This is a genomic window from Enterobacter cloacae complex sp. IR5412 (assembly GCF_049237385.1).
GTDB lineage: Bacteria > Pseudomonadota > Gammaproteobacteria > Enterobacterales > Enterobacteriaceae > Enterobacter > Enterobacter intestinihominis.
The window spans coordinates 1-8478 of record NZ_JBMKHQ010000015.1; the positions used below are offsets into that span (position 1 = coordinate 1).

Annotated in this window: 9 protein-coding genes and 1 tRNA gene; 6 read left to right on the top strand and 4 right to left on the bottom strand. The window is 51.6% G+C overall.

Annotation, left to right across the window (positions count from 1 at the left end):
- The first annotated feature begins 22 nt into the window (after positions 1 to 22).
- Positions 23 to 99 (top strand) — tRNA-Asp (locus tag ACOTX2_RS20520).
- A gap of 160 nt (positions 100 to 259) precedes the next feature.
- Entirely contained in the window at positions 260 to 1063 is an 804-nt protein-coding gene (dkgB, locus tag ACOTX2_RS20525) for a 2,5-didehydrogluconate reductase DkgB (protein ID WP_048966286.1), read from the top strand.
- Positions 1064 to 1093: 30 nt separating this feature from the next.
- Here dkgB and yafC read toward each other — a convergent pair whose 3' ends face one another.
- The gene (gene yafC, locus ACOTX2_RS20530; RefSeq protein ID WP_022647124.1) at positions 1094 to 1999 is read right to left on the bottom strand and encodes a DNA-binding transcriptional regulator YafC; all 906 of its coding nucleotides are present in this window, start codon (positions 1997 to 1999) and stop codon (positions 1094 to 1096) included.
- 104 nt (positions 2000 to 2103) lie between these two features.
- Here yafC and ACOTX2_RS20535 point away from each other — a divergent pair, with 104 nt between their 5' ends.
- The 3 genes from ACOTX2_RS20535 to ACOTX2_RS20545 all read left to right on the top strand — a co-directional run bounded on the left by ACOTX2_RS20535 (position 2104) and on the right by ACOTX2_RS20545 (position 5068).
- Positions 2104 to 3279, top strand: coding sequence for an MFS transporter (locus tag ACOTX2_RS20535; protein WP_063148303.1), 1176 nt, complete (start codon positions 2104 to 2106; stop codon positions 3277 to 3279).
- Between the two features lie 137 nt (positions 3280 to 3416).
- Positions 3417 to 4217, top strand: coding sequence for an endonuclease/exonuclease/phosphatase family protein (locus ACOTX2_RS20540; RefSeq protein ID WP_032621812.1), 801 nt, complete (start codon positions 3417 to 3419; stop codon positions 4215 to 4217).
- Between the two features lie 77 nt (positions 4218 to 4294).
- Positions 4295 to 5068: a class I SAM-dependent methyltransferase gene (locus ACOTX2_RS20545; RefSeq protein ID WP_022647127.1), complete on the top strand. Its 774-nt coding sequence runs from the start codon at positions 4295 to 4297 to the stop codon at positions 5066 to 5068.
- A 52-nt stretch (positions 5069 to 5120) separates the two neighbouring features.
- Here ACOTX2_RS20545 and mltD read toward each other — a convergent pair whose 3' ends face one another.
- Both mltD and gloB read right to left on the bottom strand, forming a co-directional pair.
- Entirely contained in the window at positions 5121 to 6485 is a 1365-nt protein-coding gene (gene mltD, locus ACOTX2_RS20550; protein WP_022647128.1) for a murein transglycosylase D, read from the bottom strand.
- 68 nt (positions 6486 to 6553) lie between these two features.
- Complete coding sequence (gloB, locus tag ACOTX2_RS20555) at positions 6554 to 7312, bottom strand: hydroxyacylglutathione hydrolase (protein WP_022647129.1); 759 nt, start codon at positions 7310 to 7312, stop codon at positions 6554 to 6556.
- 32 nt (positions 7313 to 7344) lie between these two features.
- Between gloB and ACOTX2_RS20560 the strand changes: the two genes are divergently transcribed.
- On the top strand, positions 7345 to 8061 hold the full coding sequence (locus ACOTX2_RS20560) for a class I SAM-dependent methyltransferase (protein ID WP_023299381.1): 717 nt from the start codon (positions 7345 to 7347) through the stop codon (positions 8059 to 8061).
- Here ACOTX2_RS20560 and rnhA read toward each other — a convergent pair.
- Positions 8062 to 8478, bottom strand: a 417-nt coding sequence (gene rnhA / locus ACOTX2_RS20565; RefSeq protein WP_421625963.1) for a ribonuclease HI, incomplete at its 5' end; no start/stop codon positions are given.

The following is an 8478-nucleotide window of genomic DNA, read 5'->3' on the forward strand; positions in this document are numbered from 1 at the left end:
GGTGGTTACAGAAGTATTCGGTGGAGCGGTAGTTCAGTCGGTTAGAATACCTGCCTGTCACGCAGGGGGTCGCGGGTTCGAGTCCCGTCCGTTCCGCCACTTATTAAAAGCCCTGAGCTAACGCTCAGGGCTTTTTTCTTTTCTGTCGTTTAACTATTGCGAAATTAGCAAAAATCCTCTGCGTTTTACGATCTTTTTCGACATAACAACCACAGCGATAATCCTCCTCAGTTTACGAACATAACGATTGAGGAATGATATGACTATCCCTGCACTGGGTCTGGGCACTTTTCGCCTGAAGGACGACGTTGTTATCGCATCTGTTAAAACCGCACTCGAGTTGGGCTATCGCGCTATTGATACGGCGCAGATTTATGACAACGAAGCTGCCGTAGGTCAGGCTATCGAGGAGAGCGGCGTACCGCGCCATGAGCTTTTCATCACCACCAAAATCTGGATTGAGAACCTCAGCAAAGACAAGCTGATCCTAAGCCTGAAGGAAAGTCTGAAAAAGCTGCGTACTGATTATGTTGATCTGACGCTGATCCACTGGCCATCACCTGGCGATGCCGTCTCCGTAGAAGAGTTCATGCAGGCGCTGCTGGAAGCAAAAGAGCAGGGCTTGACGCGTGAAATTGGTATCTCGAATTTCACTATCCCATTGATGGAAAAAGCCATTGCCGCAGTGGGTAAAGAGAATATTGCTACTAACCAGATTGAACTCTCTCCTTACCTGCAAAACCGCAAAGTTGTGGACTGGGCGAAACAGCATGGCATTCACATCACCTCGTACATGACGCTGGCATATGGTAAGGCCCTGAAAGATGAAGTGATTGCGCGCATCGCTGAAAAACACAATGCAACAGCTGCACAGGTGATCCTGGCATGGGCGATAGGTGAAGGATATGCCGTGATCCCGTCTTCAACCAAACGTGAAAACCTGGCAAGTAACCTGTTAGCGTGGGATCTCCAGCTCGATGATGAAGATAAAAAAGCGATCGCTGCACTGGAATGCAACGATCGTCTGGTCAGTCCCGAAGGGTTAGCACCTAACTGGGATTAGTAAAAACCCTCCCTCTGTGCCTTTAAACCCTCATACAGCTCCTCCGGGAGCTGTTTTTATATGCTCACTAAGGAAGTCGATAAATGCGCGTATGCGCGTACTTACTGCTCTGTCACTGTAATACACCGCGCTAAAAGGCATCTCTACAGGTAAGCGTTTGTCAGCCATTAGCTCAACTAGCTGGCCCGCGGCAATTTCCTTATCAATCATATAGTCTGATAAACAGGCGATCCCGTTTCCTTCAAGACATAGCTGTTTCAGCGTTTCCCCGCTATTAGACGAAAGTCCGCAGGTGATCTCATGAAGTTGTCCGTCATGACAGGCCACGGGCCAGGTGTTCAGCGAGACAGGCTCCGTAAAGCCCAGGCACAGGTGCTGCTTCAGCTCCTCAACGGTCTCAGGTTTGCCATGCTCTGCAATATATTGCGGTGACGCGATAATTTTGCGGTAGCTGGTGAACAGAGGGCGAGCGCGTAAACTTGAATCCGTCAGGGTTCCCGCGCGGATCGCCACGTCAACTTTACGCTCAATCAGGTTAATGAACGTCTCAGAGGAGACCAGAGACAGGGTCATCTCCGGGTAGCGTTCGCGGAAGGGTTTAATCAACGGCATCAGGAAATGCAGCACGACCGGCGTCGCCGCATCTATGCGCAGCAGCCCACGCGGCGTGCTGCGAGATTCCATGATTTCCGTTTCTGCTGCCGCCATCTCCTGCAAAACGGACTGCACGCGTCGAAAATAACGTTCACCTTCTTCCGTCAGGCTGAGCTGCCGCGTTGTTCTGTTGAGCAGACTCACCCCGAGCTTCATCTCCAGCTTTTTCACCGAGCGGCTGATGGCGGAGTTCGCCTGTCCGAGCTGTTCGGCAGCACGGCTGAAGCTGCCGCTTTCAACAACGGCAACGAAGACAGTCAGTTCTTCCGATGTGGCTTTCATTATTGCATCACCTGCAAAATTCTATTGAGATTCTAACCATTTTTGTTATTTAAACACTGGCGCATACTGCCTGTCATCTTAATCCTGAAGAGACGGAGTATTTTATGCCACTGGCGCTTCTTGCCCTGACGATCAGTGCCTTCGCAATTGGCACGACCGAATTTGTTATTGTAGGACTTGTTCCTACCATTGCTGAACAACTCGCTATCTCGCTGCCTTCTGCCGGGCTGCTGGTATCTATTTACGCGTTAGGCGTCGCTGTTGGGGCGCCTGTGCTGACCGCACTGACGGGACGCTTTCCACGTAAACAACTGTTAGTTGCCCTGATGGTGCTCTTCACCGCCGGCAATATTCTGGCGTGGCAGTCACCGGATTACTCCACGCTGGTCATTGCCCGCATGCTGACAGGCCTAGCGCACGGTGTCTTCTTCTCCATCGGTTCCACGATTGCAACCAGTCTGGTGCCAAAAGAGAAAGCGGCGTCAGCCATTGCGATTATGTTTGGCGGCTTAACCGTCGCGCTGGTCACCGGCGTGCCGTTAGGAACGTTTATCGGACAACATTTTGGCTGGCGTGAAACCTTCCTCGCGGTATCGCTGTTGGGCGTGATTGCTCTGGTAGCCAGCCTGCTGCTGGTGCCCTCCAGTATTCCGGGGCGCGCGAGCGCCAGCCTGAGCGATCAGGTTAAAGTTCTGACACACCCGCGCCTGCTGCTGATCTATGCCGTTACGGCCCTGGGTTATGGAGGTGTGTTCACTGCGTTCACCTTCCTTGCACCGATGATGCAGGAACTGGCTGGTTTTTCTCCGGGCGCGGTGAGCTGGATTTTACTGGGCTACGGTATCTCCGTCGCAATCGGCAATATCTGGGGCGGCAAGCTTGCGGATAAGCATGGTGCGGTACCGGCGCTGAAATTCATCTTCGCCGCCCTGGTTGCCCTGCTGATGATTTTCCAGTTCACCGCATCGATGCAATACGCCGCGCTGGTAACGGTGTTGGTTATGGGGATATTCGCTTTTGGTAACGTGCCGGGATTGCAGGTATATGTTGTGCAGAAAGCCGAACGTTATACGCCTAATGCGGTGGATGTCGCATCTGGGCTGAATATCGCCGCATTTAATATCGGTATCGCACTCGGTTCGGTTATCGGTGGGCTGGTGGTTGAACATGTTGGATTAACCCAAACGCCATGGATTGGTGCGGTAATTGTGCTTATCGCTTTCCTCCTTATTGGTCTTAGTGGACGGCTTGATAAACCCGCTCGCGTCGCACTTGGATAAGTATCAGTAAGTGCTTGCTTACAAAACTGGAAAGCGGTTTCTCAGTAATTGCGTTGAAAGTGTGACCTAAAATCCCTATAACATTAGAACCAGTCCGTTTTCCGGGCTGGTTCATGTTACAGAGGCCGTTTCCAAAAGTGCGAAAAAATACCTATGCCATGCGTTATGTTGCCGGAATGCCTGCGGAGAGGATCTTGCCTCCGGGGTCGTTTGCGAGCCTTAGCCAGGCATTACCAGCGGGCACTCCATTAAGCAGTGACGAAAAAATTCGCGTACTGGTGTGGAACATCTTTAAGCAACAGCGTGCGGAGTGGTTATCCGTACTTCAAAATTTTGGTAAAGATGCGCATCTGGTTCTGTTACAGGAGGCGCAAACCACGCCTGAACTGGTCAGGTTTGCAACGACGAACTATCTTGCAGCCGATCAGGTGCCTGCCTTTGTTCTGCCACAGCATCCTTCCGGGGTGATGACCCTTTCAGCCGCACATCCGGTCTATTGCTGCCCGCTGCGTGAACGTGAGCCGATCCTGCGTCTGGCAAAATCAGCGCTGGTCACGGTCTATCCGTTGCCCGACACCCGTCTGCTGATGGTGGTAAACATTCATGCGGTGAACTTCAGCCTGGGTGTTGATGTGTACAGTAAGCAGTTACTTCCCATCGGCGATCAGATTGCTCATCACAGTGGGCCGATCATTATGGCCGGGGACTTCAATGCCTGGAGCCGTCCGCGTATGAACGCGTTGTACCGCTTCGCGCGTGAAATGTCGCTGCGTGAAGTTCGTTTTAACGATGACCAGCGCAAGAAAGCGTTTGGTCGTCCTCTCGATTTTGTCTTCTATCGGGGTTTAAGCGTGCACGACGCCTCCGTTCTGGTGACGCGCGCCTCCGATCATAATCCTCTACTAGTTGAATTCAGTCCCGGCAAACCTGATAAATAATGGTGCGTCAGGTCTGCCGTGGGGCAGGCCTGTGCGGGTGCTGCCCTTTATATTTTAACCCATAAAAGGACAGCAACATGACAACAACACACTCCCATCATGACAACGTCGAAAAACAGTTTGGTTCTCAGGCAAGTGCCTACCTGAGCAGTGCCGTACATGCCTCTGGCCGCGATCTGGTACGTCTCGGCGAACGGCTCGCCGCGTTTCCTGACGCGCACGTGCTGGACTTAGGCTGTGGGGCGGGGCACGCCAGTTTTACCGCCGCACAGCAGGTTGCTCAGGTGACGGCATATGACTTATCGAGCCAGATGCTGGATGTGGTTGCTGAAGCGGCGAAAGCGAAAGGGCTGAATAACGTCACGACGCGCCAGGGCTACGCTGAATCTTTACCCTTTGAGGATGCATCCTTTGAGGCTGTGATTAGCCGTTACTCTGCACACCACTGGCATGATGTGGGGCAGGCATTACGGGAAGTGAAACGCGTGCTCAAACCGGGCGGAATATTCATCATCATGGACGTGATGTCTCCCGGGCATCCGGTACGGAATATCTGGCTCCAGACGGTTGAAGCGCTGCGTGATACCTCGCACGTGCAAAACTACTCCAGTGGAGAGTGGCTTACGTTTATCACCGAAGCTGGCTTGATTTCACGCTCATTGATAACCGACCGTTTGCCGCTGGAGTTCACGTCATGGATTGCACGGATGCGCACACCGGAGGCATTAACTCAGGCGATCCGATTGTATCAGGAGAGTGCCTCTGCTGATGTCAAGGCGTACTTTGAATTGCATGACGATGGTTCGTTTACCAGCGACACCATTATGGCTGAAGCGCAAAAAGCGGGATAAACAAAAAAGGCACCGAGGGGAATCGGTGCCTTTTTAATAAGCGATCGTACTATCAGGAATCTGGCGTAGCGCTGTTTTTCACAAACAACGTCAGCTGGTCGCCAGGTTGCAGGTTGTCAGTATCGTTGTTCCAGCGCATCACATCTTTGATGTTTACGCCGTGACGCTTAGCAATACTGGACAGCGAGTCGCCTTTACGTACGCGATAGGTAATGCTATCGCTGTTTTTAGCGAGACGCTGTGCGCTGCTACCTGCACCTACGGTCAGCGTTTGACCCACTTTCAGACCGGATCCGCGCAGATTATTCCACTGCTGGAGATCTTTCGTATTCACGCCAAGACGTGATGCAATACCTGAAAGCGTATCACCTGAACGCACCTTATAGCTGCGGCTGCTTACAGGCGACGTATCAGCAATCAGCGTAGACTGAACGGCTGCAATTTCACCCGAAGCTAAAGACTCACGTAACTGCTCCGCGTGTTTCTGCGGAACCATCACATAGCGCGGGCCGCTTGCACCCAGCGTGGAGCCTTTAACACCTGCATTAAAGGTTTTAAGCTTACTTACCGACATACCCGTCATATCAGCAACCTGTTGAATATCAACAGGGCTGCTGAGGCGGACACGCGCCAGTGCACGACTTTCGTCTGGTGTTGGCAGTTGTACACCGTAACGTTTGCTGTTCTTGAGAATGTCACTCAGTGCCAGCATTTTCGGTACGTAAATCTTTGTTTCCTGTGGCAGTGAGAGCGACCAGAAGTCTGTGGATTTTCCACGCGCTTTATTCGCTTTCATTGCCTTCAGTACACGACCTTCACCACTGTTATACGCCGCGACAGTCAATAACCAGTCGCCGTCAAACATCTTGTTCAGACGTTGCATCATGTCGAGAGCGGCTGTCGTTGAAGCGACAACATCACGACGCGCATCGTAGTTGCGGGTCTGCTTTAAACCATAATTTCGCCCTGTGCTCGGAATGATCTGCCAGATGCCTGCTGCATTGGCGCCAGACGTCGCGTGCGGGTCAAAAGCGCTCTCCACTATGGGTAGTAGTACCAGTTCCATAGGCATGTTACGTTTCTTAACTTGCCCTGCTATCCAGTACATATACGGCTCTGCCCGTAATGTTACATCGTGGAGATAGCTCTTATTTCTCAAATACTTCTGTTTCTGTTCGCGAATCCGGCTGTTTTCCGGAATTCCCATCTTTAGCTCGTCGCCAATAGAGGCCCACAAGTCTTGTTCCTGCGCGAAGGATGTCCCATCGTCCAACCATCGCGCCTGACTCGTAAACTTCCCTGCTTCCCCTTGACCAGCCGCAGAAAGGCTCTGTGCGTGCTGTTGTACGTTGCTGCCGTTTTGTGACTGGCAACCTACAAGCAGGACAGAGGCGAGTAATATCGCTTTTGCCTTCATGTGTGTGTCAATAGTTGCTTAAAAGACGAGCGATGATAACGGCGAAATTTTGAAAAGGCAACCCGCAATTATCTGAAGTTATCTTTCTTTGACCTTAACCATGCAAATCGCGCTTCAGGTTGTAACAAATTTGTTTCTTGATTAATTTTATTAATTAAATCAACGTCATTCGTTCTTAAAAATAAATTTATTTGTCGCTCATTTTTCAGAATTACGGGGAGTGTTTTTTGGTTTTTTGCACGTAACTCCTTCACTTTCTGGTAATAATCCTGAATCGCCCGATCCTCTGGTAGTACGCTTGCAGCAAACTTCATATTCCCTAATGTATACTCATGTGCGCAACAAATTACGGTGTCGGCTGGCAGCGCATTAATTTTTTGTAAAGATTGATACATCTGTTCTGGCGTGCCTTCAAACAGCCTTCCACAGCCGCCGGAAAACAGCGTGTCGCCACAAAAAAGATAAGGTTTGCTGTAGAAACAGAGATGACCGGAAGTGTGACCTGGCGTAGCAAATACGGAAAACTCGCACCCGAGGATGAGGATACTTTCGCCTTCTTCGACAACTTGCGTCGTACCCTTATCCTGTGTCTCTGCTGGTCCGTAGACGGGAATATGGGGATAGCGCGCAAGGAGATCGGGAACACCGCCGACATGATCGTGATGGTGATGGGTAAGGAGGATCGCTTCAGGCTGCCAGTCGTTTTCTTCTATCGCGTGCAGGATCGGTACGGATTCGCCGGGATCAACAATGATGCATCTGCGATCGTCATCGACTAAAACCCAGATGTAATTGTCCTGAAAGGCGGAAATACTGATAAGATTCATGCATTACCTCTTATAGCGTGGCGGGTGTTTTGATGAAACCGGCAAGGATACCTCAGACTGTCGCACCACCGGAACGTTGGGCAGAGTTGCCCTGGGGTGAATATTATCGCGAGGCCTTAGAACTTCAGCTTAAACCCTGGCTCGCGAAAATGTATGGTTTTCACCTGCTTAAGATTGGCAATCTGAGCGCAGAAATCAATACCGAAAGCTGCGCTATCTCGCATCAGGTTAGCGTATCGCTTAATGGCTCCCCGGTTCAGGTGAAGGCTGATCCGCTGCATTTGCCTTTTGCGGAAAAATCCATTGATGCCTGTCTGCTCGCCCATACGCTGCCCTGGTGCAGCGATCCCCATCGTCTGCTGCGGGAAGCCGACCGCGTTTTGATTGATGACGGCTGGCTGATCCTGAGCGGTTTTAATCCGCTGAGTCTGATCGGGCTACGTAAACTGACGCCCGTTCTGCGCCGCACGGCGCCATATAACAGCCGGATGTTTACCATGATGCGCCAGCTGGACTGGCTTTCACTGTTAAATTTCGAAGTGCTGAGCTACGGGGGTTTTCAGGTCATCCCCTGGACGCGTAAAGGCGGGGTCTTATTAAGTACCCATTTACCCGCGCTGGGCTGCATGCAATTTATTGTCGCGCGTAAGAGGACGATCCCACTTACGCTCAACCCAATGAAGCAAAGCAAATCAAAAACGCGGATCCGCCAGACCGTGGGTGCCACGCGGCAGTACAAAAAACCGTGATCAGGATTCAGGTTGATAACCTGCATCCTCATGGGTTGGGTTTGATGCCGCCGCGCGAGCCAGCTCGTCACAGCGTTCGTTTTCAGGGTGACCGGCGTGCCCCTTTACCCACTCCCATTTGATTTCGTGCTGACCGAGGGCGGCATCAAGACGCTTCCAGAGATCGACATTCTTGACCGGCTTTTTCTCTGCCGTTTTCCAGCCGCGCTTTTTCCAGTTGTGGATCCATTGGGTAATGCCATGGCGAACATACTGGCTGTCGGTACTCAGCACCACGTCACAATGTTCTTTTAAGGCTTCCAGCGCCACGATGGCCGCCATCAACTCCATGCGGTTGTTTGTGGTCAGGAAATAGCCTTCACTAAATGTTTTTTCATGCTGGCGATAGCGCATAATGGCGCCATAGCCGCCGGGCCC